The following is a 23,857-nucleotide window of genomic DNA, read 5'->3' on the forward strand; positions in this document are numbered from 1 at the left end:
AATAAATTGGGAAGTTTTTTATTGACTGAGCACAAACTCAAAGCGGTCGCCTACGTAAAACGAGCGAACTAACTCAAACGGTTGCTCATTATCAAAATAACTGATTTGTCTTAATTGCAACATGGCTTCACCACGTTTTATCGATAGGTGTTCCGCCATTTTTTCATTGGCTAATGTCGCAGAAATCGTTTGTTGCGAGTGCGCAATTGTATAGCCACCTTTTTGTTTCAAAGTTTGATATAGGGCTTGAGTAATTTCTTCTTTGTCAAACGGTGCGACTAATTTTTGTGGAATACTGGTAATTTCAAAACAAATAGGTACGCCGTCTGCAAAACGAACGCGCTCCATGCGTAAAATACGGTCGCCTTTTTCTAATTGTAATTTTTCACTTTCAATAGAGTTTGGCGTCGTCACAAAGTAAGCAATCGCACGGCTCGAAGGTGTCTTACCTTGCGCACGGATGATTTCCGAAAAACTCGTCGTCCCCACTAAAGTCTCACTGACTTTTTTGGGTGCCACATATGTCCCCGAACCAATCTTACGTTCTAAAATTCCTTCATCTGCTAACGTCTGCACTGCTTGACGTAACGTCATACGACTCACATTAAAATGCAATGCCAACTCACGTTCAGCTGGCAATTTATCGCCAACTTCCCATTTACCTTCTTCTATCTCTTGACGTAACTGATTATGAATTTGTAAATATATCGGTAACGTTGATTTTTTCATTTTCTCGCTCCTTTCTATTGGTCTACTAATCAAAATGCTTTAAATAAGCGATTATCTCTCTTTCATTATAACTGGTATATACCATATTGACAATCTTTTTTTATCGTAAGTCTACCACGTGATTGATTGAAAGTAGCACTAGTTTTACAGCTTTGACTGGTTCTTTCAGTGCATGTTCTAACGCTTTTTGATATAGATACATCTGACCACGATACTTTTTCACTACGCGTTCAATTACTTCAGCTGAAGCATTTTCTGGTAGGTAATCTGTTTTAAAATCATAAAGCACGACACCTGTCTCAGTTTTAAAATAACCGTCGATAATCCCATGAATTAATAATTGACTGTCATCCGTCTGTGGATAGTCAGCAAATATATCATACGCTGGCATCATCATTGAAAATGGTTGCTCTCGTTTAACCACTTGATGATTAATAAGTAATTCTCGTCCAAACTCAGATTCAAAAAATGAAATAATTTGAGATAGTGGCATTTTTTTAGCGACCTGTGTATCAATGGCTCCCGTTAGAACAAGTTCTGACGTCAAGGCTTCAAGCGATGAAAGGGTCGGTTGATTTGCTAATGAAAGACGCTGTAAAAGTAAATGCATGGCCGTTCCAATTTCCGCCGCACTCACTGTTTGTTCCCGTTCAAAGAAACGAGGACGTGCTAACTCTTTATTCGTATAACGATAGCGGTGAACTGGCTGTTCTGCTAAATCTAACGTGAGCAAATCTCTATCGTCAGGGTCTTCAAAAACACGCTTAATTTCTGAAACAGACTGATAACTGGCTGTTTTAGTCGCTGCATTATAATCATAGCTAGCTTCGAGCTTATCAAGTATCACTTGCCAATCTGGCTGATTCTCCTCGCTCATAGAATCGCTATCACTAATAGTTGCATGAGCAGGCGTGGCTTGACGTGTGTCAGAAAGAAGTGTTCTTAGCGCATCATAATCATAGAATGAAACTGTAAATCTTGCGGGATGTTCCATTATCCATGTTACTTTTGCTGGTTCATTATCCTCGTTAAAGCTATCGGCATCTGGATGTCGCATTAGCCCCATCCCAATCCAGTCCATTAAGCTATTCGCCGATAAACGTGCGGTATCAGGTAAGACCAAGCGAGAACTTGTGACTGTCTGTCCCCACTTCTTAAGGGCTTGGTCTTTAGAGTCATACGATCCAACTAAAATCAATTTCTCTTCTGCACGGGTTAATGCAACGTAGAGTTTTCTCATTTCTTCAGCAAGTAATTTCCGTTCACGAACGGCAGAAATCAATTGATAGGGTAAACTTTCATACCGTATTCGCGTGAAAGAGTCCGTCCATTTAATCCCCATGCCCCATGTTTCATCAAAAATATAGTGGGTTCGTAAGTCCATTTTGTTAAATCGTTTATTTAAGTCCATGACAAAGACGACTGGAAATTCTAGGCCTTTTGAGCCATGAATGGTCATGACTTTCACCGCATCAGTTGGTACTTCGGTTGTAGCTTCTGCTAAGTCTTTGTCTTTTTCTTGCATTTTCTCGATAAAACGAACAAATTGGAAAAGACCTCGATAACTCATTTTTTCATAAGCTTCAGCTCGTTCGTATAAGGCATGCAAGTTCGCTTGTCGTTGTTTAGCTGACGGTAACCCCCCAACATAATCAAGCAAGTGTGTTTCTTGATAGATTTGCCAGATTAAATCAGATAACATTCCCCGTCGTGCCTGCACACGCCATTCTACCAGCCTTTGCTGAAAAGTTTTTAATTTTTCTTGTAGCACATGTTCTTCTTCTGTTAAATCCTCAGCTCTGATATATGCTTGCAATGCGTCATAATAATAACCAAACGGACGTTTCAAGCGGATTGTGCTCAGTTCATTTTCTTTTAGTCCCACAATCGGTGACCGTAAAACTGAAACTAACGGAATATCTTGATAAGGGTTATCAATAATAGTCAGTAGACTCATCATAATGCGAACTTCTGTCGCTTGGAAATAGTTTTGAGCATCGTTAACATAAATTGGGATACCTTCCTCAGCAAAACGGTCGACTAGCAGTAAATTATTCTTCTTAGTAGGGGATAAAATGACAATATCAGAATATTCGATTGGACGAGAGCTTTTCTTTTTCTTGTCATAAATTAACATGCCTTCCTGCTTCATCTGTTTAATCTTACTTGCTATTAAAAGAATCTCGCCTTCAATCCCACTATCAATAGTAAAGTCGACTTCTTCCCCTTCCTCAACCTCAGTCTTTGTCTCCGATTTGTTTTCAAAAATCAATACTTCTGTTTGACAAGCAGGATTTTCAGGAAAGTCTTTAAAGCCATTTTGAAGCTCTGCTGCACTATCGTACTCTAGTTGTCCGACTTCTCGGTTCATTAACTGTTTGAAAATCAAATTGGTAAAATCAATAACCTCTGCTCGCGAGCGGAAGTTTTCTGCCAGTATGATTCGACGTCCACTTTTTTCATTAGCAAACGCTTCATACTTTTCGATGAAAAGTGTCGGGTCAGCAAGACGGAAACCATATATCGATTGCTTCACGTCGCCAACCATAAAGAGATTGCCATTTTCAACCTCTTCACTGGTAACCCGTGTCAATATCGCCTCTTGTAAGCGATTGACGTCTTGATACTCATCGACCATGACTTCTTTAAATTGTTGACGATAAAAACGTGATGCTTCTGCCACACCGTTTTCGTCTTCTTTTTGCAATATCGCTAACGTCATATGTTCTAAATCATTAAAGTCCACGAGTTTTTTCTCTGCCTTTTTTTGACGATAAGAATCAGCAAAAGCGTTTGTCAGTGAGGCAACTTTTCTAACATAGACTTGAGCTTCTTTCATGACATAGCTAATTTGTTCTGGTTCATGTGCGAAAACACCTTTTTTTAACTCTTCTAACCTTTCTTTGACAGTATCTCGCAACGCTTTAGCTTCCTGATTGACTTCCTTCACTGCCTCTTCTGCTTTTCTTGGACTCGACCATCGTGCAAAAGTAAACGATGCGAGTAATTGATAGACAGTATTTATATCGTTCCCTCTCAAACTATTCATCAATGATTCAACCAGTGCATATTCCTGACGAACCAAGTCAAGCGGCTTCGCTAACGTTTCTTCTCCTTCTAAAAGAATCATCGCGTCTTTTAACGCAATCAAACTTTCTTCAAACATTTGACTTAAAAGTGGATAAAATAACTCTCGGTACATCTTACTAGAAGTAAATGGCTGAGTCGTATCATAATGTGTCGCAAGAGAAGCTAGCCACTCATCTGGATTCGGATGCGAGCGAGAAAAATGATATAAAGCAATAATCAGCGTGGTCAAACCATCATCATTTCGGTCACTAGAGAAATTTTCAACCAATTCATAAAACCAATCGGCTTCTTCTTCATACAACGACTCTCTTAAGTCGTTCCAAGCATCTTCTTTTAGTAAAATCGTCTCTGTTTCATCTGTTAAAGGACGGAAAACAGGATCAATCTCAATTAAATAATAATATTTACGAATCACTCTCAAACAAAATGCGTGCAAAGTACTGATATTAGCCATCGGTAGTAAACTCAACTGTTCGACAAAGTGATGTTTCTGTGCAGCCAACTCTTCATCATTAATGGCCTCTTGAATCGCCACTTCAATCCGCTCTTTCATTTCACGTGCTGCTGCTTCTGTAAACGTCACAATTAACAACTCATCTACGTTCACACCACTTTTTATTTTTTCAATCACACGTTTCACTAAAACGGTTGTTTTACCTGAGCCTGCTGAGGCTGAAATCAGGAGATTACTGCCACTATCATAGATACTTTGCCACTGTTTATCAGTAAACCGACTGTTAGCCGGACGAATAGGTAATGTCTGCATTATGACGGTTCTCCTTTCTTCACTTGCTGTGCCATTCTCTCCAACGCTTCTTCTTTACTTAAAGAAGCTAAACGATGATAATGATTTTCTTTTAAGAGTGGATCGAACTGACACACGCTCTTAAATGGACAAAAACGACATGCTACACGTTCTTTTCCTTCATATGCAGGGTTTAATCTGACACTTCCTGAATAGATTTGGTTACCCGCATGTTCAAATTTTTTCCGTGTAAACTCACGCATGACACTAATCTCATCTTCACTCACAAATTGATTAGAGCGGTAATTTTCATTTTTTAGCTGACGATAATTAAAGACTGGCGAAGAGGTTTGCGGTGCTACTTCTCGGTCAAGTTCTGCTAAAACATCTTCATCATTTAGTATGATTCCTTGATATTTATACTGTTCTAGCATTAAGTCTAATGCTTTATCTTCCGACGTGTCATGTGCCAAAGTAGGGTTTTTCACGTGCATATAAAATGCTCCGGCTGGTTTTACATCTTTCACCCCAACAAGCTGTACCGCATTTAATAACGCCACATCTAAATACGTCATAAGCTGCAACGCTAGTCCATAGTAAATATCTTGAAAGTTTAAATCACGATAACTAGATTTATAATCGATAACCCCAATAAACGTCTGCTGACCATGCTTAATCGCGTCTAAACGGTCAATTTTACCATTTATCTTCAGTTGTTTTCGTTCATCTAAATCAATCACAATGCTGTCTAAACCACGCGACATGACAAGTTCACCAAATAATACTTCTGTTTGAATTGGCGTTAAACCTGAGCGTGTTTGTTGTTGTTTTAATGCCCAACTTGTTCGTCGAATCGTTTGGGCTAATTGATAGCGGATATACGCCATACGATGAGTCGTGGTAAAGACTAAGTATTTAGAGCGGTCAACCATTTCTTCCATCATCGCATCGACCAACTCATTTAACTGGCTTTCCGTCAATTCTAATAAGGATAACTTATGTTGGATAAGGTAAGTAAACAGTCCATCTAACGCGTCGTGGAAAAATTCTCCCGTCATTGCAGGTGTCAATTCAAATTTTTCACGCTCTCGCAATTTTAAGCCGTGCGTCAAGAAGTACTTGTATTCACACTCATAGTAGCGTTCAATTTTAGAAACAGAGGCATACAGTGTATCACCATATAAATCATCCACTATCTCAGGGACCAGGGTTTCCGGAATATTTTGTGCGGATAGGCTTGAAAATACTAGTTCAGCTGTTCCGCTCGTAACATCGTTTGTTTCCAAAAGATACGCTTTTAGTTTTTGCCATAACGGATGTAACGTCCTCTTTTCATCTACAGCTCGTCTTTCTAGGCGAATTAAATCGGAAATCAACACGCGTGGCGTTGAAATATTCTCTAACGACACTTTTTCTGGTGATAAATCAGCCTGATAACTGATAATCGGCGTTTTCAATCCTGTTGCTAATCGCCGCATATACGGTGACGTGCCTAACTCACGATCTGAATTTAAAAATCGCGGACTCGTCATATATAACCAATCTGTTGCTGAAAGAAAAGAAAGATACGCAATAAAAGGTTCCTCATTAATTGCTTTATATGTGTCGTGCATTAAATATTGGTCTTCATCTAAAAATGAGGCCATTTGTTGACGGTCATCGTCCGTCAACAATGTCGTATTTTCAACTTTGCGCGGCAAGTTCTGTTCATTCGCCCCTATAATAAAGGTTATTTTATTTTTAGTCGCATGAACTAAATCAAGAGAAGAAATCATGACTTGGTCGAGTGTCGTAGGAACTTTACTGTATTCAAATCCTTCTAAACCACTTAATAAAATTTCTTCAAACAATTCAAACGTAACAGGACGTTCCCCGAATACTAAAACAAACTCATCTAGGACATCAACAAAAGCCTGCCATGTTTGCTCGTGATTTTTAGCGGCATCTTGATTTCCTAATGCGATTTCTTCATCACGCCAATATACAAGCTGTCGTTCGACACCACAGGAGACTAACAGTTCAAACCAAAGTCTCGCTATTTCTTTACCCGTCTGAGCTTTTTTCATTGCTTCAATGTATGGCATGACATGTCTGCGCACATCTTGGCGAATTTCATTCGACCATTGTTCTACCCGTTGATCTTCTGTCATCTCCGTTTGTTCTTCATCAAAGTACGTCACATATTGCCAATTTTCTTCCCTTGTCCAATAAAAGCCTTCATAACCGTAAGCCAACATGACATTTTCAGTTAAATCGACTTTTTGACGGTAATCACGAATAGCTTCTTCATAGTCTGAGATAGCTGTTTCTTCATCAATCGTCGCAATGAATAATTCTGTTCTTAAAAATCGCATGATATCCTCATAGCGGTAATATCGCTTCCCCATTCCAAATAACGCATGGAATAGTTCAATCAGCGGATGATGTTCCATACTCAAGGTGTCATTAAAACTAAAAGGAATCTCGTGGTCATCAAAATAAGGCGTCAGCATCGGACGGTAGCTACTTAAATCTCGTGTTAATATCTCAATATCGCGATAACGATAGCCTTTCTGATGCACGAGATGATTAATCTCTTTTGCCACAAACGATAATTCATCTTGAGCCGTTTCCATTTCATATAGTTTTAAAGGCTGGCTGTCACGCTTTAAAGAGAAAGTCTGTTTTAAATTTTGAGTGGCTTGCCAGTATTCATCCACCTCTTCAAAGCGACTAACAACTTGCTCTTTCCCTAATAATTGATCATGCAATATTGGCACCTTTAAAGCACGCGCTGCTTGATACAATTCAAAGTAAAGTGTGCCACTATGATAAAATAAATCATTCTTAGTCGGAGGAGCCTCCACGTAGGCACGCGGTAAAACTAAGTGACAAGTCACTTGTGCCCCACATTCAATCAAGGCAAGGACTAACTCTTTTTCTTGTGCGGTTAGACGTGAAAAACCTGTCATGATAAATTGAACGTGCGATAAATCTAATGTTTTAACGTGTTCCGTTAGTAAGGATAAAATCAGCGGTTGAAAGAGCTGTTCTTGATTTAAAAATTCAAGATATTCTGTATATACTAATTGAATGTCTTTTAGTTTTTGCTGCGTATCAGACAGTGTATGAGTTGCCATTTGTTCAATCATTTTTTCTAAATCATCAGTACCTATTTTTCCTTTAATCAACTCATCTAAAATCTGAGCGAGTTGTTCGATAAACCCCGTCTGATTGACTTCTCCCCGGAAGACTGTCAGTCGGTCTTTTTGGTCAATTAAAATTTTGCGAATCACCATATGCGTGCCGGCTTCCGTTAAAGAAGTCGCTTGATAATAATCTGTATGTTGTAAAAAATACCAGGCTAAACGACTCATACTAAAGACTTGCAGACGAATTGAAGCAGTCGTCGCTTGTTCTTCCATCTCTGACAGCTGCTTTAAAACTGCCACCTCTGTTTCAAACTTAATGTGGTTAGGAACTAAATAAAAAACTTGATGTTCCTCTGCCTGTTGCAACCAATTTTGTGCTTGCTTTAATAGGAAAGGCGCACTATCACAAGAAGCCGGACCATAAACAAATTGTAAACTCATCACACTTCAACTCCTTTTAATGTGAAAAAACTGGAACATCGAGATGTTCCAGCTCTCTTATTTTATCATACCAAATTTACTTAGCGGCCAAAAACTAAACTTCAACTCGCCTGAAATATCTTTCATATCGATTAAGCCAATGTAGCGACCGTCTTTAGAAACTGGACGATTGTCCCCTAATACTAAAACTTTACCTTCTGGAATGACGGCTTCATTTATTCCATTTAAATCCGTTAGTTCAAAAGAGGTTACCCAACGATCATCTTTCGTCGGGGTGATTGGTTTGTCTAACAAGTAAGTATCCAACGTGGTAAAGACTTCTCCTTCAGCAAGCGACTGCTTATACTCATCCAAGTATGGTTCAGCTACTTCTTTTCCATTAATCAAAAGCTTATCATTGTCATAGGCAACCGTATCTCCAGGCATGCCGATAATTCGCTTAACATAGTTATCTCCAGGCTTATCTGGTGCCGGGAATGTGACAATATCAAACCGCTCGATTTTTGATAGTTTCACGGCCATAATTCGTTCCCTATCTTGTAAAGTTGGATCCATCGAATGTCCTGATACTGCCACAGGAAACATGATATATTTTTTCACGATTAGCATGATAGCTAATAATCCCAAAAACCATATAATTTCTTTTACCCATTCCTTCGCGCTCATAGTCACTCTCCTATCAGGTGATAGATGCATCACCGTTTACTCGTCTTCTATTTTATCATTAAATGGGTCATAAAAAAAGCAAGCTTAGCTTATCTTTCAAGATAAGGCTAAACTTGCTCGTTATCATAAGGTTTCGTTAAACGTTTCTTAGATGCTTAAGTAATTTGCTACGACATTTTCAGTAGTAAATCCATACTCTTCAATAACAGTGTTACCAGGCGCACTTGCACCAAAACGGTCAATCCCCATTACTTTTCCTTCAAAGCCAACGAAACGTTCCCAACCAAATGTTGCACCCATTTCGATTGCTACACGTTTTGTAACAGCTTTAGGTAAGACACTTTCGCGGTACTCTTCTGATTGTTCTTCAAAAAGATTCATACTTGGCATTGAAACGACGGAAACATCGTGACCTTGTGCTTGTAATTCTTTTTGAGCTGCCACAGCTAATGCTACTTCTGAACCTGTTGCGATTAAAATACCCTCTGGCGTTTCACCTTTTGCTGGAGATAAAACATATGCACCTTTTGCAACGCCTTCTTCAGCTAATGTATCAGTTCCTTCTAAAACAGGTAAGTTTTGACGTGTTAGAGCAAGCACTGTCGGACGATCATTAGAACGCATTGCTACTTGCCAAGCTGCACGAACTTCGTTTCCATCTGCTGGACGGACAACGTTTAAGTTTGGCATACCACGTAAACTAGAAAGCTGTTCGATAGGCTCGTGTGTTGGCCCATCTTCTCCAACAGCAATAGAATCGTGTGTTAATACATATGTGACAGGTGCTGATTGAATCGCTGCTAGTCTAACTGCTGGACGTAAGTAGTCGACAAAGACGAAGAAAGTTCCGCCATATACGCGAGTTCCACCATGTAAAGCAATCCCGTTCATCGCTGCTGCCATTGCAAACTCACGCACACCAAACCAAATGTTACGCCCTTCATATTGTCCCGGTTCAAAGTCTTTTTCATCTTTCATCATGGTGTTGTTAGATGAAGATAAATCGGCCGACCCTCCCCAAAGCGTAGGAACTGTTTTAGAAAGAGCTTGAATCATTTCGCTACTTGTCACACGACTCGCTTTCGCATCATCAGATACATTATAAACAGGCATTTCACTTGCCCAGTTTTCTGGTAATTTATTATCAAAAGCGTCTTGCAACTGTTTCGCTAATTCAGGATAAGCTTCAGCGTAAGCATCAAAGCGTGCTTGCCAATCTTTTTCCATTTCCTCACCGCGGTCAATCATCGCTTCTTTAAAACGAGATGTCACGTCAGCAGGCACTTCAAAAGCTTCATATTCCCAACCATAGGCTGCTTTAGCGGCTGCGATACCTTCTGCTCCTAATGGGGCACCATGTACCTTATTGGTACCAGCATTTGGTGCGCCAAATCCAATAACTGTTTTAATTTCAATCATGGTTGGTTTTTCAGTTTCAGCTTTCGCTGCTTCAATCGCATCTGAAATAGCTTGTAAGTCATTACCGTCTTCTACTAAGATATGGTGCCAACCTGTTGCTTCAACACGACCTTTAACATCTTCTGAGAAAGAACGATCTAAATCACCATCTAGTGAAATATCATTTGAATCGTACAGCACGATTAATTTATTTAATTTTAAATGACCTGCTAAACTCATCGCTTCTTGTGAGATACCTTCCATTAAATCGCCATCTCCACATAATGCATATGTATAGTGGTCGATAATATCATGATCAGGACGATTGTACGTTGCTGCTAAATGCGCTTCTGCCATAGCAAAACCAACACTCATCGCAATCCCTTGACCCAAAGGCCCTGTTGTCGCTTCAACACCATCTGTATGATGTACTTCTGGATGTCCAGGTGTACGACTTTCCCATTGACGGAACGCTTTCAAATCTTCTGTCGTCACATCATATCCTGCTAAATGCAACAAGCTATATTGCAATGCTGACCCATGTCCAGCTGATAAAATAAAACGGTCACGGTCTAACCACTCACGAGATGTTTTAGGGTTAACCTTTAAATGTTTCGTCCATAACGCATACGCCATTGGTGCTGCACCTAACGGTAATCCCGGATGTCCAGAATTTGCTTTCTGAATCATATCCATACTCAATGTTCGGAGTGTATTCACACCTAATTCATCAATTTTATCAAACACACGCTCATCCCCTTATTTTAGGTTTTTTTTACCTTTATTAATGAATTGTACTCTGATTAGTAAAAAAAAGCAACTGATATCGTTTTATTCTTTATGTCTATTATGCAGTTTTTTCTCTTTTTGAATAGCTTTTAACTTCTCAGGTGTCACGTCAGTCCCTTCTTGATCGACCACTTTCATCCCTTCAATATGATGACGCATGCCCCCTCTAAATTTTTCTAAGTATTCTTCTCTAAGTGCTTTTTGTTCTTTCTTTTCCGCTTCTGTTAACGGCTCTTTTTTTGATTTATTGGCTAACTCATTAATTCTAGCTAATTTTTCTTTTGATAACATTTTATATCTCCTCCATATCACTCTTATCTTAACGAATAATAGCCTAAAAAACAATGAAAAAAGAATACGAACAAACGTTTGATAACTCAACTATTATATGGTACACTTTATTTAATAAGGAATTAACCTAGGGGGAGCATTATGGGCAAAAAAGAAAATCGACAATTAGAGATTTTACGCTACATCTATGAAGAAGTAGAAAAAAGAGGCTATCCACCTACAGTCAGAGAAATAGGGGAAGCTGTTTCACTTTCGTCCACTTCTACTGTACACGGTCATCTATCACGTCTAGAAAAAAAAGGACTGATTCAACGCGACCCTGCAAAACCACGTGCGATTGAAATTACAAAAACGGCTCTTCATTTACTAGGAATCCAGTCAGATGTTATACCAATGCTTGGGACTGTTACAGCAGGTGAACCTATTTTAGCTATAGAAGAAGCACAAGACTTCTTCCCTATTCCACCTGACGTCAAACATTACGACTCTCCTTTATTCATGTTGACAATCAAAGGAGATAGTATGATACAGGCTGGGATATTAGATGGCGATTATGTCATTGTTAAACAGCAAGCCACCGCAAACAATGGAGAAATTGTCATCGCCATGACTGATGAAAACGAAGCAACCTGTAAGAGGTTTTACAAAGAACATCAGCATTTCCGTTTACAACCAGAAAATGATCAATACGAGCCTATTATTCTTTCAAATGTAACGATTTTAGGTGTCGTTGTTGGCTTATATCGGAGTCAATTTTAAATGCTCGCAAAGCGCGAGTATTTTTTTCTTTACAAAGAGAACAAATGTTTGTATAATAGAAATATAAATAAGGGAACAAACGTTCTGTATAGGAGTGGTCAATATGACGAGTGTAAGAAGATTAGGTTTATTGATGGTCATTTTGTTGATTGGAATGTATATAGGGTCACTAGGTTTAAAGGCTATCGTAGCCATCTCTGCGCCGCTTGTCATCTTGTGGCTTTTAATATGGGATGACAGATCCTACCAGACCTACCGAAAAAAAGAATCTTATCAAAATGATTTTGGAAATCATCGTTCTATATAAAAAAACAGCCAATTGGCTGTTTTTTTTTAAAACTCTTTTTCACTTTTACGGTCGCGAATCATAATATCTTGAATGGCTTCTTTTACATCTTTATCTTGATAAAGTACGGCGTAAATAGTTTCAGTAATCGGCATCTCAACGTTTAGCGTTTCAGATAATTCATACGCTGATTTGGTAGTGGCGACCCCCTCTACAATCATCCCCATACTTTCTAAAATATCATCTAGTTTTTTCCCTTTTCCAAGTAAATTACCCGTTCGCCAGTTACGAGAATGAACACTAGTACATGTTACAACTAAGTCTCCAAAACCACTAAGTCCGATAAAGGTTAAGGGATCAGCCCCCATCGCAACACCTAAGCGTGTAATTTCTGCTAATCCACGTGTCATTATCGCGGCTTTTGCGTTATCACCAAACCCTAACCCATGAATAGCACCTGAACCTAGAGCAATAATATTTTTCAATGCCGCTCCTGTTTCAACACCGATGACATCGGTATTCGTATAAATTCTAAAATATTGATTCATAAATAATTTTTGGACGTATTCTGCTGCTTTGATATCCTCACAAGCAGCTGTAATCGTTGTAATATCACGCACAGCTAATTCTTCCGCGTGACTTGGACCAGATAATACGACGATTGCTTGACGATGCTCTAACGCAATTTCTTCCGCTAAAATTTCTGAAATACGCAAGTGTGTACCTTGTTCAATCCCTTTACTCGCATGTATAATCATTGGTTGATGCTCAACAAGCTTATCAAATTGACGAGCGACATCGCGCATCGCGTAAGTAGGAACAACAAACAGTACCGCATCTGCATCGGCAATCGCTTCTTTCATATCCGTTGTAGCTTGTAAAGCTTCTGGAAACACGATGTCTGGTAAATAACGTTTGTTTGTATGAGCTGTTTGGATTTCGCTTACTTGCTCTGAATCTCTCCCCCACATTACAACTTGGTGGCCGTTTTCCACGAGTGTTTTCCCTAAAGCTAATCCCCACGATCCGGTTCCTAGAACCGCAATTTTTTGTACCATTTCATCCTTCACTCCTTAATTGATAATCGTTTGTACTAAATCCTTCATATCTTTTACGACAATATCTGGCTCATGTGGGGAAAGATCGGTTACTTTTTTCTCAGACCAAGAAACAAACATACTTGTAACCCCTGCTTGATTGGCTGATGCGATATCTTGCCAATTGTCCCCAATCATAACCGTACTCGTAAACTCACCCTTTAATCGTTCGAGTCCTATTAACACGGGTTCAGGATGCGGCTTGGCACGCTCATAATCATCGCCACCCAATACCACATCAAAATATTTTTCGATACCTAAGCGGTTAAGGCCACGATAAAGCGTCTTATTTTGCTTTGTTGATACCACTCCAATATTTTTACCCGCTTCTTTTAAACGGATTAACCCTTGTTCAACACCCGGAAACAAACGGATATAAGCGTCGTGTTGCGCTAAATTAAACTCACGGTACATCGCAACCATCTCTGTCGCTTTTTCTGGATATAACTGATGAAATACGTCATAGAGTGGTGGACCATTAAATGAGATAACATCCTTTTTAGAATAGCGTCCCGGAAAATAATGGTCTAACACATACAAGTAAGAATCACTAATCAAATCATTCGTATCTGCTAGTGTGCCATCAAAATCAAATAAAACTGTTTGAAAAGACATTAACGTACACCTCGCTTATTGTATAACGGCGGCATAACTTTTTTACGACGATAGACAAATAAAATTAATGCGGTCACAAATAAAACAGCTGAAAGTAATTGTGATACTCGAATCGCATTAAACAGATACAAACTGTCCGTTCGCATCCCTTCAATAAAGAATCGTCCAAACGAATACCATAAGACATACGTCAAGAAAACTTCCCCTTGTCTAAATAAATCTTTTTTGCTACGTAGATACAATATCACAGCAAAGCCAATCACATTCCAAATACTTTCATACAAGAATGTAGGATGATGAAACGCTCCATCAATATACATATTTTCAATAATAAAGTTCGGTAAATGCAGGCTTTCTAGAAACTGACGGCTTGTCTCTGGCCCGTAAGCTTCATGGTTCATAAAGTTGCCCCATCTACCAATCGCCTGTGCAATAATCACACTGGGAGCGGCCACATCTAAAAACTTCCAAAAAGAGTAATAACGATGTTGCGTAAATAAGTAAACAACAATGCCCCCCGCAATTAAGCCGCCATATATGGCAAGCCCGCCATTACGAATATTAAAAATTTGTAAGGGATGCTCGATATACGTTCGCCACTCAAATATAACGTAGTACAGACGGGCACCAATAATAGACATTGGCAGTGCCCATAACATGAAGTCAATGATATCATCTTCTTCAAAACCTACTCGAACGGCTTCACGACTCGCCATCCAAACACCTAATACAATACCCGATACGATAATTAACGCGTACCAATGAATGGGAATACCAAACAACTTAAAAGCGATGGGATCGACCTGTGCTAAAATCATATAACTCTCCTTCTATCCTTGTTTTGAATTTTCTTCGATAAGTGCAGACAAATTCGCCTCGAATGTTTTCGTAGCATCAAAGCCCATACGCTTCGCACGAAAATTCATGGCCGCTACTTCTACAATAATCGCCACGTTACGTCCTGTTTTGACTGGAATCGATATTTTCGGAATGTCGACATTGGCAATTTGAACAGATTCATCCGCACCACCTAATCGGTCAAACTTCTTATCTTGCGTCCAATGTTCTAAATTAACGACTAACTGGATTTCCACGTTGTTACGCACCGCACTGGCACCAAATAAATTCATAATATCAATAATACCGATACCTCGAATTTCAATAAGGTTTTCCAATATCCGTGCGGGTTCACCAATAACCGTTCGCTCATCTTGTTGATAAACGTCGACGCGATCGTCCGCGACTAAACGGTGCCCTTTTTTAATCAACTCAAGACCTGTTTCACTTTTCCCAATACCACTATCCCCTTGGATTAAAACACCTAGACCATATATTTCCATCAAAACACCATGGATAGACGTACGTTTCGCTAGCTTACTTTCTAAGAAGTTTGACATCACTCCTGAGATGCGAGAAGTGGTTAAATCCGATATCAATAGTGGAATACCATTTTCTTCTGCTGCTTGAATCATTTCACTTGGTGGTTTAATGCCGCGCGCAAAAACCACTGCTGGCGTTTCCTTATGACAAATCTTTCTCATCACTAATAAACGTTCATCGGCCGTCATTTTTTCCGAGAAAGTCGCTTCCTTACGACCAAATAATTGAATACGGTCATAAGGGTAGTAGTTAAAGTAACCCGTTAATTCTAATCCTGGTCTTGAAATATCACTTGTTAAAATTCTATTTTCGAGAAATGCTTCTCCCGCGATAATATCTAATTGAAGTTCATTCACAAGTTCCTGAACTGTTACAAATTCATTCATATGCTTTCTTCCTTCCATCCATAATCTTCTTTATTTTATCATTATAAGAGCGCTTTAGCTATGATAAGGACACAAAAAAAGAATCAGTTTACAACTGATTCTTTTTTAATAACCTTTTGAACGCCATTTAATGCGTTGTTGCGTCGTTAATTCATAGCTGTCTTCATCATATGAAGTTACAGATGACATTTCGCTCGCTTCTTGATTTAATAACTCGGGCTTGACAATTTCTTCATAACCTTTTTTTAAATTCACATACTGACGATAAATATTACGTTTGACTTGTTGAATGTCCATCTCTTCTCTTCCCTTCTTTTCACTTATTATAAAAAGAAAAGACTACTTTTATAAAAAAGTAGTCTTGACAAACTGGGCTAGCTGGATTCGAACCAACGAATGACGGAGTCAAAGTCCGTTGCCTTACCGCTTGGCTATAGCCCAATAATATGGAGGGGGGCAGATTCGAACTGCCGAACCCGAAGGAGCGGATTTACAGTCCGCCGCGTTTAGCCACTTCGCTACCCCTCCAAAAAAATCAAGTAATAAACTCGACTTTTATATCATACTGAATTTCTAAAAAAAATGCAAGACCTTTTTTGTTTTTTTATTGAAACAAATTCCAATGACGAATGACTACTTCATATCCTTCGTCAAAACTCTTAACTGGAAAACTTTCTTGGTCATTAATGACAGCTACAAACTTTTGATTTCCTTGCTCTTCAATCGTCCCTATCACTTTTTTACCAATCATTAATTCATGATGAATATGCGTCTCGCCAGCTGTTTGCACTTGCTTTTCATTAATCGTTACTTCGATATCTTTATTCTTAGCCATGTCATTACTCCTTTTGGGCATTTCTTTAGATACCATACCATAAATTTACTAGATTGTTAACTCCTAACCTTGCAATCCGATAAATTTAAGGGATAATAGAAGTAAAAAAGGAGTTTCCTATGGGAGCAATTTTATTTCAAGCTGTTGGTTTATTTATGATTATTTTACTAGGTTATTTTTTGAAAAGAAAAGGACTTTTCAAAAAGGAAGACGGTACGATTTTATCAAGAATTATTATGACGATTACTCTACCAGCTGCGATTATGGTTGGCTTACAAAACGTGCACGTGACAACTGAGTTTATCTTTTTAATGGTTACGGCTATGATGATGAACACTGTTCTTCTGATAATCGCGAGTTATCTATGGCGTGACCACTCTACATTAGAACGCTCGTTTTTTATGTTTTCGATTACGGGGTATAACGTTGGTAACTTTACACTGCCATTTATTCAAGGTTTTTTACCGCAAGCGGTACCTTACCTGTTTATGTTTGACGTCGGAAATTCTATCATGCTTGGTGGTATCACGATGTTGCTCGTCCAAAAATTTGGTTTGCGAAAAGACGCTGCATTTCGCATAGAAAATTTAACTCGCACACTACTTTCTTCTGTACCCTTTGTAACCTATCTCATGATGCTAAGTTTAAGAGTGATGAATAAACAACTCCCATTTGCTATCATGCCAACTATTGAACTCGTTGCCAAAGCGAATGGGTTTTTATCTCTCTTTATGATTGGGCTTTATCTCGAACTCTCACTCCCTGATAAAGCACACGCATTAATTATTAAAATACTCGGATGGCGCTATTTATTTTCAGCCATGTTAGCCGCGCTCTTCTTTTTCGTTATCCCTATCCAAAATCAACTCGTGCGTGTCGTCTTAACCGTTTTAAGTTTCGCGCCTATTCCTACATTTTCTGTTGTCAACAGTGTTAAAATAGGCATTGATGAAGAGTCAACTGGCTTTATTTCATCAGCTAGTATCTTAATCAGCTTAATCTGTATGACCTTCATTATGTTGCTCATTGCCACTTAAAAAAAAGCTTTATCTCTAAAAGAGATAAAGCTTTTTAAGTTTCTATTAATTGATTGATTTCAAACCGACTATGACGGAACACACTCATGACTTCTTCTTTAGAAATATCAGATAATTGAAAAACAATTTCCGGTTTACCCGTTTCACGATAAACGACAACTTGAACAATATTAACGTGATGTTTTGCTAACAGATTGGTGATTTCTGCTAAAACTCCTTGATGATCTTCATTCACACGAATGACCATTCGCACTCCCTTTTGTAAAAATCCTGTCATATCTAAATAACTATCAAAAACATCACTCGTCGTCAAAATTCCAACAAGTCGATGGTCATCACAAACAGGTAAGACGCCAATATGCTCTTGCCGCATTTTTAGAATAGCTTCTTCAATTAAACTCTCACCAGAGATTGTTGTAACATGTTTAATCATGACATCTTTTACTCGTGTTTTTGTCAGTAAATAATTCACTTCATAGACACTTAAACTGGTCGCTTTCGACGGTAAAGCTGCTTGAATAGTCCCTTCTGTTAAAAGTCCAACTAATTGATCATTGGACACAACTGGCAAACGATGAATAGCATGACGCTTCATCAATTCGATACTTTCACTTACTGTCGTTTCTGGTGAAACAGTCACCAAGTCATCTGACATAAAATATTTAACCAGCATTTGACGACCCTCCTAAATACGCTTTTTTCACTTCTTCACTCTCTAACAACTCTTGACCATTTCCTTTTAAAACAATATTTCCTGTTTCTAGAACATAGGCTCGGTCAGCAATCGAAAGCGCCATTTTGGCATTTTGTTCTACTAATAAAACAGTCGTGCCGAGTTGATTAATCTCCTGAATGATATTAAATATCTCTTTAATAAACAGTGGCGCTAAGCCCATAGAAGGCTCATCTAATAATAATAATTTCGGTTGCGACATTAACGCTCGCCCCATCGCTAACATTTGCTGCTCGCCACCAGATAAAGTAGCGGCATCTTGATGTTGACGTTCTTTTAAAATGGGAAAACGCTCGAAAATTTCCCCGATTAGTTCTTTATTTTTTTGTTGGTTTTTTTGTAAAAAGGCACCTAATTGTAGATTTTCTTTCACAGTTAACCCTGCGAAAACATGACGACCTTCAGGTACTTGTGATAAACCTTTTTTAACAATTTTTTGTGCGGGAAGTGACGTTATCACTTCCTGTTCAAAAATAATGTCGCCACCACTTGTTTCTTTTAATCCAGAAATGGCACGCAGTAAGCTAGTTTTTCCAGCACCGTTAGCTCCGACTAAAGATACAATCTCCCCTTGATTAATCGTCAGATTAATTCCATGCAAACTTTCAATAACGCCATAATTAACTCTTAAATCTTTCACTTCTAACATCCTATTCCCCTCCCAGATACGCTTCAATCACACGCGGATTCGTTTGAATTTCTTGTGGCGTGCCAGAGGCAATTAGCTGACCGTACTCTAATACATATAGACGCTCACAAATGCGCATCACAAGGGACATATCATGTTCGATTAAAACAACACTTAGTTGAAACTCGGTTTTTATCTGATAAATTAATTCTGTCAAGGCTTCGGTTTCTTTTGGATTCATCCCCGCAGCCGGTTCATCTAAAAATAAGATACGAGGTTTTGTCGCTAAAGCCCTAACTATCTCTAGTCGACGTTGGTCCCCATATGAGAGCTGACTCGCTTTATAGTTAGCTTTCTCTTCTAAATGAAATAGCGAGAGCAATTCCAATGCATCTGCTTCATGTTGACGTAACTTACGATAATAACTTGGCAAACGTAATAAACTTTCAAAAAAACCAGCTCGACTTTTAGCATAAAAGCCTGCCATGACATTTTCTAATACCGTCATCTGCGAAAAAAGACGAATATTTTGAAACGTCCGTCCGATTCCTTTATCAGATACCTTAGCCGGCGATAAACCAGAAATAACACTTGGTTGATTATCTACTTGAAACGTAATCGTGCCTTCAGACGGCGGATAAACGCCTGTAATCAAATTAAACAAGGTTGTTTTCCCAGCGCCATTGGGGCCAATTATCCCTAGAAGTTCACCTTCTTCTACATTTAAGGAAACATTTGAGACTGCCGTCAAACCGCCAAAGTGTTTCGTTAATTGATTGACCTTTAACAGTGTCATAGTGATGCCTCCTTCTTATTCATGTTTCTTTTTAGCAAACGTTTTAAGGAAAATTCTTTTTCTCCCATCAAGCCACTTGGTTTATATAGCATCATCAAGATTAACGCAAGAGAATAGATAATCATGCGGTAGTCACTGACACCTGATACATTTCTCAAAAAGTGATTTAAAATACCTAGCAGTACGCCTGCAACAATGCTACCCGTTAAACTACCAATTCCACCAAATACCACAATGATGAGAATATCTATCGACTTCATAAAGCCAAAATCATTCGGAACGATTGTTTGCACATAACTCGCATGTAAAGAACCCGCGACGCTGGCGATGGTCGCACCAATGACAAAGGCTAACACTTTAATCGAAGTTGGTTGAATCCCAATCGATTCTGCAGCAATTTCATCTTCTCGTACGGCTAACATCATCCGACCTAAATCACTGTGAATAAAGTGACTGATAATTAAAATACTAAGCACCATCAAAATATAAATGACTTCCCAATTCGCATAGTTCACCACGCCAAAAATCCCAGCTGCTCCTCCTGTTGCAAAAAAATGTTCACTTGGATCATCTTGACCGTTCACAATCACAATGCGAATAATTTCAGCAATCCCAAGCGTTGCGATGGCTAGATAATCTCCTTTTAAGCGTAATGTTGGAAGTCCTACTAACAAAGCTAACAGTGCCGTAATCATCGCACCTAACACGATACTTAAAAGAAAACCAAGATAAGTAGGATAATGCATCGTAAAAATAGCTGTTGTATAAGCACCTACCGCCATAAACCCTGCATGACCTAGTGAGAATTGACCTGAAAATCCAATAATCAAGTTCAAGCTCACAGCTAAAATGATATTGATACCAATCATTGAAAGAGAATCAATCACCATATCACTCATAAGCATTGATTGACGTAAGGCAAAAATAATCCCATATCCCAATACAATCAATACAAACCAAATGATACTTAATCGCTTAGTTGATTTCATATTGCTACACCTTCTCTTTCACATTTTTACCTAATAACCCTGCCGGTTTCATCAGCAAGACTAAAATTAAAACAAAATACACAATCGCATCTTTATACGCTGACAAACCGTCGATAGATGATGCACTGACAAAAGTTTCTAATAAACCTATGGCAAATCCACCAATAGCAGCACCTGGTATAATGCCAATTCCACCGAAAACGGCTGCGACGAACGCTTTTAATCCGGGTGTTACCCCCATCATCGGGTCGATACTATTATAATAAAGCCCTATCAACACACCCGCAGCAGCAGCCAATGAAGACCCTAAAATAAAAGTAAAGGATATCGTCTGGTTGACATTAATCCCCATTAACTGAGCTGCATCGGGGTCCACACTAACCGCCCGCATAGCTTTGCCCATTCGCGTATATTTTACAATTACTTGTAACGCAACCATCAATAGACAAGCTGTTAACAAAATAAAAACTTGAATATTAGAAATCGAAATACCACCAAACTGATAAGTTTTTTGTGCAATCACTTGGGGAAAAGCACGCGTATCGGGTCCGCCAAATACTTTTAACTTCATCACATTTTGAATGAAAAAAGAAACGCCTAGTGCTGTAATTAAAGAAGCAATGCGCGGCGCTTTTCGTAATGGACGATAAGCTAAAAACTCTATTAAAACACCTAAAATGGCACTACCAACCATGGCGACAATCAGTGCTAAAAAGAAGGGAAACTGCCAATATTGAATCAAATAATAGCCAATAAACGCGCCCACCATATAAATCTCACCATGAGCAAAATTAATTAATTTTATAATCCCGTATACCATGGTATAGCCTAGCGCAATCAAAGCATAGATACTTCCAAGCGATAGACCATTCACAATTTGTTGCAATACGTTTTCCATCTTCCTATCCCTTCCAATCTATTAAACCAGGAGCGAAAGCCCCTGGCTTATCCTTCTAAAAGCTTTATTTAGGTTCGACAACTTCTGCACTGGCTTCTTGTCCTTTTTCTAAACCAATTACAACTGCTGCTTTTTCTGGGTTATGATTTTCATCAATCGACATAACCCCTGTTACCCCTACAAAATCTTTTGTTTCACTTAAAGCTTTTTCAACTGCAGCGTGATCTGTACTATCCGCACGTTCAATCGCATCTTTCAACAAATATAGAGAATCATAGCCAAGTGCATTGAAAGAACTTGGGGTTAAATCATAACGTTTCTTAAAGTTTGCTACGAAATCACTGACTTTATCTGTTGCGGGTGCTGTTTCCGAGAAATGTGATGTATAGAAAACATTCGTCACATTATCTTTTCCGGCAATATCCACTAATTTAGGATCTGAGAAACCGTCAGCTCCTAAAATTGGCTGTTCAATTCCCATTTCGCGCGCTTGCTTGATAATGGCACCGGCTTCTTCGTAATAGCCAGGAAGATAGATAAAATCAAACTCTTTATTTTTAACTTTTGTTAACATTGCTTTAAAATCTTTCTCTTTTGCGACAAAGTTTTCTTCACCCACGACCTCTCCTTCAAAGGTTTCTTTAAATGATTTTGTTAACCCTTTTGCATAGTCGCTTGAATTATCACCGATAATCAACGCTCGATTTGCTTTTAAATTATGACTAGCATATTGAGCCAAGATAACCCCTTGAAAAGAATCTTGGAAACACGTTCTAAAGATATTTTCATAGACGCCATTTTTATCCTTAGTAATACTATCATCAGTTCCAGACGGAGTAATGGCAGGAATTCCAGCTTTTTTCATATTGGGAATAGTTGCTTTAAAAGCACCAGATGTCGCTGGCCCAATCACCGCCACTAAATCTTTTTCATTGGCTAAACTTGCCGCTACAGAAGCTGCCTCTGCTGTTTCTGATTTATTATCTTTAATAACAAACTCAACTTTTTTCCCTAAAATACCTCCTGCTTCGTTGATTTCATCTTTCGCCATTTCCAACGCATCTTTTTGTTGCTGCGCATAGGCCGAAACCGCTCCTGATAACTCGTAGTTTAAACCGACTTTTACCGTGTCACTATTAGTCGATTGTTTCTCATTTTTTGCCTGACTCCCAGAATTTGCTGAGGTACATCCCGTCAGTAGTGCGACGCTTGCAAACGCCAATCCAAGTTTCATCCATTTTTTCATTAAAAACCCCTCCGTATTTCTCATCTTTTTCTCATTTAATAGATAAATTATAATATAGCGAACTATTTTATCATTGTCAAGAATTTTCAGACAATTCTGACAAATAAAAAAATAGCAAAGTGATTTAACTTTGCTATGACTGATAAATTAAAATATATTGGTCCGTCGCTTGCTGCCCATTTTCAAATATGGGTTCTTCATAATGCGTTAGAAAATAATTCTCCACGATATCTGACAAAACAAAGCCTTGACGCTCGTAAAGTGCTAAAGCAGGATAGGAGGTATTAGCCGTTTTGACATAAATCATACAATCAGGTGTTTCTTGCTTCACTTTATTTTTAATAGAGGTAAGTAAATGAGAAGCCACCCCTCTTCTACGATATAACTTATTAACTGCAAGATTTTTTACTTCCACAATATCCTTACCTATTAATTCGATGACAATGACACCTAAAATCTCATTTTTTTCTGTTGCAACATATACCTCCCCTGAATCGAGGTACCCCTTCACTTTTTCTATATCTGGGTCAGCTTCCAATAGTAACTCCCATATCGCGTCAGTCTGACGAGCCGCTCTAACCTTCATCACGTTTATCACGCTCGTAGGGACCAGGATATGTTTCATCAGGGTTTCGACGCAATGTAAACTTTAACGGCACATAATCAATGCCTCCCTTTACAAACGGATGACACCGCAAGATGCGAGCGGTTCCCATTATAAGGCCTTTCAAGGCACCATGATACGTTAAAGAATCCGCCATATATTGTGAACATGTCGGATGATAACGACACGTGCGACCACGTGCGACCGAAATATGCTTCTGATAAAAACGGACTAGTTTTAACAAGATGTTCTTCATCTATATTCTCACCTTCTACTTTAAAAACGCTA

23 protein-coding genes and 2 tRNA genes are annotated in these 23,857 nt (G+C 38.7%); 3 read left to right on the plus strand and 22 right to left on the minus strand.

Annotation, left to right across the window (positions count from 1 at the left end):
• Positions 1–18: 18 nt before the first annotated feature.
• From CBF33_RS08305 to CBF33_RS08330, 6 genes are all read right to left on the minus strand, one after another.
• The gene (locus CBF33_RS08305) at positions 19–729 is read right to left on the minus strand and encodes a GntR family transcriptional regulator (protein ID WP_126763317.1); all 711 of its coding nucleotides are present in this window, start codon (positions 727–729) and stop codon (positions 19–21) included.
• Between the two features lie 100 nt (positions 730–829).
• Complete coding sequence (gene addA, locus CBF33_RS08310; RefSeq protein WP_126763319.1) at positions 830–4,585, minus strand: helicase-exonuclease AddAB subunit AddA; 3,756 nt, start codon at positions 4,583–4,585, stop codon at positions 830–832.
• Entirely contained in the window at positions 4,585–8,136 is a 3,552-nt protein-coding gene (locus tag CBF33_RS08315; RefSeq protein WP_126763321.1) for a PD-(D/E)XK nuclease family protein, read from the minus strand. Before CBF33_RS08315 ends, addA begins: the two co-directional genes overlap by 1 nt.
• Positions 8,137–8,193: 57 nt before the next feature.
• Positions 8,194–8,802 carry a signal peptidase I gene (gene lepB, locus CBF33_RS08320; RefSeq protein WP_126763323.1) on the minus strand — a complete coding sequence of 203 codons (609 nt, stop codon included), beginning with the start codon at positions 8,800–8,802 and terminating at the stop codon, positions 8,194–8,196.
• Between the two features lie 147 nt (positions 8,803–8,949).
• Positions 8,950–10,947, minus strand: coding sequence for a transketolase (gene tkt, locus CBF33_RS08325; RefSeq protein ID WP_126763326.1), 1,998 nt, complete (start codon positions 10,945–10,947; stop codon positions 8,950–8,952).
• A gap of 84 nt (positions 10,948–11,031) precedes the next feature.
• Positions 11,032–11,280, minus strand: a complete 249-nt coding sequence (locus CBF33_RS08330; protein WP_126763328.1) for a DUF896 family protein — start codon at positions 11,278–11,280, stop codon at positions 11,032–11,034.
• Positions 11,281–11,418: 138 nt separating this feature from the next.
• Here CBF33_RS08330 and lexA point away from each other — a divergent pair, with 138 nt between their 5' ends.
• Positions 11,419–12,039: a transcriptional repressor LexA gene (gene lexA, locus CBF33_RS08335; RefSeq protein WP_371871972.1), complete on the plus strand. Its 621-nt coding sequence runs from the start codon at positions 11,419–11,421 to the stop codon at positions 12,037–12,039.
• A 103-nt stretch (positions 12,040–12,142) separates the two neighbouring features.
• Positions 12,143–12,346 carry a hypothetical protein gene (locus tag CBF33_RS08340; protein WP_023605697.1) on the plus strand — a complete coding sequence of 68 codons (204 nt, stop codon included), beginning with the start codon at positions 12,143–12,145 and terminating at the stop codon, positions 12,344–12,346.
• A gap of 26 nt (positions 12,347–12,372) precedes the next feature.
• On the opposite strand, the gene CBF33_RS08345 is transcribed toward CBF33_RS08340, so the two are convergent.
• From CBF33_RS08345 to CBF33_RS08380, 8 genes are all read right to left on the minus strand, one after another.
• The gene (locus CBF33_RS08345; RefSeq protein ID WP_023605698.1) at positions 12,373–13,383 is read right to left on the minus strand and encodes an NAD(P)H-dependent glycerol-3-phosphate dehydrogenase; all 1,011 of its coding nucleotides are present in this window, start codon (positions 13,381–13,383) and stop codon (positions 12,373–12,375) included.
• Between the two features lie 15 nt (positions 13,384–13,398).
• Positions 13,399–14,037 carry a pyrophosphatase PpaX gene (gene ppaX / locus CBF33_RS08350; protein ID WP_126763330.1) on the minus strand — a complete coding sequence of 213 codons (639 nt, stop codon included), beginning with the start codon at positions 14,035–14,037 and terminating at the stop codon, positions 13,399–13,401.
• A complete protein-coding gene (lgt, locus tag CBF33_RS08355) occupies positions 14,037–14,852 on the minus strand; it encodes a prolipoprotein diacylglyceryl transferase (RefSeq protein WP_237662207.1) in 816 nt (271 codons plus the stop codon). Before lgt ends, ppaX begins: the two co-directional genes overlap by 1 nt.
• Positions 14,853–14,867: 15 nt before the next feature.
• Complete coding sequence (gene hprK, locus CBF33_RS08360) at positions 14,868–15,803, minus strand: HPr(Ser) kinase/phosphatase (protein WP_126763334.1); 936 nt, start codon at positions 15,801–15,803, stop codon at positions 14,868–14,870.
• A 105-nt stretch (positions 15,804–15,908) separates the two neighbouring features.
• Positions 15,909–16,100: a hypothetical protein gene (locus CBF33_RS08365; RefSeq protein WP_126763336.1), complete on the minus strand. Its 192-nt coding sequence runs from the start codon at positions 16,098–16,100 to the stop codon at positions 15,909–15,911.
• A 72-nt stretch (positions 16,101–16,172) separates the two neighbouring features.
• Positions 16,173–16,244, minus strand: a tRNA-Gln gene (locus tag CBF33_RS08370).
• A gap of 6 nt (positions 16,245–16,250) precedes the next feature.
• Positions 16,251–16,331 (minus strand) — tRNA-Tyr (locus CBF33_RS08375).
• A 76-nt stretch (positions 16,332–16,407) separates the two neighbouring features.
• Positions 16,408–16,638, minus strand: coding sequence for a DUF2969 domain-containing protein (locus CBF33_RS08380; RefSeq protein ID WP_023605703.1), 231 nt, complete (start codon positions 16,636–16,638; stop codon positions 16,408–16,410).
• Between the two features lie 119 nt (positions 16,639–16,757).
• On the opposite strand from CBF33_RS08380, the gene CBF33_RS08385 reads away from it, so the two are divergent.
• A complete protein-coding gene (locus CBF33_RS08385; protein ID WP_126763338.1) occupies positions 16,758–17,675 on the plus strand; it encodes an AEC family transporter in 918 nt (305 codons plus the stop codon).
• A 34-nt stretch (positions 17,676–17,709) separates the two neighbouring features.
• Here CBF33_RS08385 and CBF33_RS08390 read toward each other — a convergent pair whose 3' ends face one another.
• From CBF33_RS08390 to yidD, 8 genes are all read right to left on the minus strand, one after another.
• Positions 17,710–18,348, minus strand: coding sequence for a CBS and ACT domain-containing protein (locus CBF33_RS08390; RefSeq protein WP_126763340.1), 639 nt, complete (start codon positions 18,346–18,348; stop codon positions 17,710–17,712).
• Positions 18,338–19,057 (minus strand): ABC transporter ATP-binding protein, encoded by a 720-nt coding sequence (locus tag CBF33_RS08395; protein ID WP_126763342.1) that lies wholly within the window; start codon positions 19,055–19,057, stop codon positions 18,338–18,340. Before CBF33_RS08395 ends, CBF33_RS08390 begins: the two co-directional genes overlap by 11 nt.
• Before the next feature lies 1 nt (position 19,058).
• Entirely contained in the window at positions 19,059–19,832 is a 774-nt protein-coding gene (locus CBF33_RS08400) for an ABC transporter ATP-binding protein (RefSeq protein ID WP_126763344.1), read from the minus strand.
• Entirely contained in the window at positions 19,829–20,821 is a 993-nt protein-coding gene (locus CBF33_RS08405; RefSeq protein ID WP_126763346.1) for a branched-chain amino acid ABC transporter permease, read from the minus strand. The genes CBF33_RS08400 and CBF33_RS08405 overlap by 4 nt, the downstream gene beginning before the upstream one ends.
• 4 nt (positions 20,822–20,825) lie before the next feature.
• A complete protein-coding gene (locus CBF33_RS08410) occupies positions 20,826–21,719 on the minus strand; it encodes a branched-chain amino acid ABC transporter permease (protein ID WP_126763348.1) in 894 nt (297 codons plus the stop codon).
• Positions 21,720–21,783: 64 nt separating this feature from the next.
• On the minus strand, positions 21,784–22,965 hold the full coding sequence (locus CBF33_RS08415; protein ID WP_126763350.1) for an ABC transporter substrate-binding protein: 1,182 nt from the start codon (positions 22,963–22,965) through the stop codon (positions 21,784–21,786).
• A gap of 133 nt (positions 22,966–23,098) precedes the next feature.
• Positions 23,099–23,551, minus strand: coding sequence for a GNAT family N-acetyltransferase (locus tag CBF33_RS08420; protein ID WP_244919701.1), 453 nt, complete (start codon positions 23,549–23,551; stop codon positions 23,099–23,101).
• On the minus strand, positions 23,541–23,825 hold the full coding sequence (gene yidD / locus CBF33_RS08425) for a membrane protein insertion efficiency factor YidD (protein WP_126763354.1): 285 nt from the start codon (positions 23,823–23,825) through the stop codon (positions 23,541–23,543). Before yidD ends, CBF33_RS08420 begins: the two co-directional genes overlap by 11 nt.
• Positions 23,826–23,857: the final 32 nt, after the last annotated feature.

This window comes from Vagococcus lutrae (assembly GCF_003987555.1).
Taxonomy (GTDB): Bacteria; Bacillota; Bacilli; order Lactobacillales; family Vagococcaceae; genus Vagococcus_A; species Vagococcus_A lutrae.

Excerpts from the sequence above, each read along its gene's own strand:
- addA (WP_126763319.1), bottom strand. The coding sequence starts at position 4,585 with ATGCAGACATTACCTATTCGTCCGGCTAACAGTCGGTTTACTGATAAA.
- CBF33_RS08365 (WP_126763336.1), bottom strand. The coding sequence starts at position 16,100 with ATGGACATTCAACAAGTCAAACGTAATATTTATCGTCAGTATGTGAAT.
- CBF33_RS08330 (WP_126763328.1), bottom strand. The coding sequence starts at position 11,280 with ATGTTATCAAAAGAAAAATTAGCTAGAATTAATGAGTTAGCCAATAAA.
- CBF33_RS08385 (WP_126763338.1), top strand. The coding sequence starts at position 16,758 with ATGGGAGCAATTTTATTTCAAGCTGTTGGTTTATTTATGATTATTTTA.
- CBF33_RS08395 (WP_126763342.1), bottom strand. The coding sequence starts at position 19,057 with ATGTTAGAAGTGAAAGATTTAAGAGTTAATTATGGCGTTATTGAAAGT.
- CBF33_RS08415 (WP_126763350.1), bottom strand. The coding sequence starts at position 22,965 with ATGAAAAAATGGATGAAACTTGGATTGGCGTTTGCAAGCGTCGCACTA.
- CBF33_RS08405 (WP_126763346.1), bottom strand. The coding sequence starts at position 20,821 with ATGAAATCAACTAAGCGATTAAGTATCATTTGGTTTGTATTGATTGTA.
- CBF33_RS08380 (WP_023605703.1), bottom strand. The coding sequence starts at position 16,638 with ATGGCTAAGAATAAAGATATCGAAGTAACGATTAATGAAAAGCAAGTG.
- CBF33_RS08340 (WP_023605697.1), top strand. The coding sequence starts at position 12,143 with ATGACGAGTGTAAGAAGATTAGGTTTATTGATGGTCATTTTGTTGATT.
- hprK (WP_126763334.1), bottom strand. The coding sequence starts at position 15,803 with ATGAATGAATTTGTAACAGTTCAGGAACTTGTGAATGAACTTCAATTA.
- CBF33_RS08305 (WP_126763317.1), bottom strand. The coding sequence starts at position 729 with ATGAAAAAATCAACGTTACCGATATATTTACAAATTCATAATCAGTTA.
- CBF33_RS08315 (WP_126763321.1), bottom strand. The coding sequence starts at position 8,136 with ATGAGTTTACAATTTGTTTATGGTCCGGCTTCTTGTGATAGTGCGCCT.
- CBF33_RS08390 (WP_126763340.1), bottom strand. The coding sequence starts at position 18,348 with ATGCTGGTTAAATATTTTATGTCAGATGACTTGGTGACTGTTTCACCA.
- CBF33_RS08410 (WP_126763348.1), bottom strand. The coding sequence starts at position 21,719 with ATGGAAAACGTATTGCAACAAATTGTGAATGGTCTATCGCTTGGAAGT.
- yidD (WP_126763354.1), bottom strand. The coding sequence starts at position 23,825 with ATGAAGAACATCTTGTTAAAACTAGTCCGTTTTTATCAGAAGCATATT.
- CBF33_RS08345 (WP_023605698.1), bottom strand. The coding sequence starts at position 13,383 with ATGGTACAAAAAATTGCGGTTCTAGGAACCGGATCGTGGGGATTAGCT.
- CBF33_RS08400 (WP_126763344.1), bottom strand. The coding sequence starts at position 19,832 with ATGACACTGTTAAAGGTCAATCAATTAACGAAACACTTTGGCGGTTTG.
- CBF33_RS08420 (WP_244919701.1), bottom strand. The coding sequence starts at position 23,551 with ATGAAGGTTAGAGCGGCTCGTCAGACTGACGCGATATGGGAGTTACTA.
- lepB (WP_126763323.1), bottom strand. The coding sequence starts at position 8,802 with ATGAGCGCGAAGGAATGGGTAAAAGAAATTATATGGTTTTTGGGATTA.
- ppaX (WP_126763330.1), bottom strand. The coding sequence starts at position 14,037 with ATGTCTTTTCAAACAGTTTTATTTGATTTTGATGGCACACTAGCAGAT.